Annotated in this window: 1 protein-coding gene; it reads left to right on the top strand. The window is 30.2% G+C overall.

Features of this window, described 5'->3' with window-relative positions; all coding sequences use genetic code 11:
* Positions 1-563, top strand: a 563-nt coding sequence (locus ACFSAH_RS14070) for a restriction endonuclease subunit S (RefSeq protein WP_379663377.1), incomplete at both ends; no start/stop codon positions are given.

Genomic DNA, 563 nt, shown 5'->3' with positions numbered 1-563 from the left:
GTTCCTAATTTGAGATTTCCTGGATTTGAGGAGGAATACAGATCATACTCCTTTGAAGATATTTTTCTTTTTTCAACAGGAAAAAATATAAAACAAAATGAAGCCTCACCGAAATTTGAAACCCCCTGTGTTAGATACGGTGAGTTATATCATTTGTATAATGAAGTAATTAACGAGGTTATTAATAAAACTAACCTTGATATATCAGAACTTACTTTTAGTCAAGGCAATGAAATTCTACTTCCTTCAGCAGGAGAAGATCCTTTAGATATTGGTTCAGCCTCAGCTCTAACTATAAAAGGGGTAGCAATTGGAAGAACAATAAATATATTACGACCAATAAAAGAAGATGTATATTCTCATATTTATGTATCGTATTATATTAATCAAAAATTGAAGAGGAAAATCTCTACTTTAGCAAAAGGTGTGAGTATTAGTAATGTTTATAATTCAGATTTAAAAACGTTAAACATAGTTCTTCCATCATGTTCAGAACAACAAAAAATAGCGTCTTTTCTATCACTTGTTGACGAACGTATTCAAACCCAAAACAAAATAATTGA

It is taken from the genome of Pseudopedobacter beijingensis, from assembly GCF_042678145.1.
In the GTDB taxonomy this organism is placed as follows: Bacteria; Bacteroidota; Bacteroidia; order Sphingobacteriales; family Sphingobacteriaceae; genus Pseudopedobacter; species Pseudopedobacter beijingensis.
The sequence above is the reverse complement of the archived record's forward strand: the minus strand, read 5'-3'. Positions and strand labels throughout refer to the sequence as shown.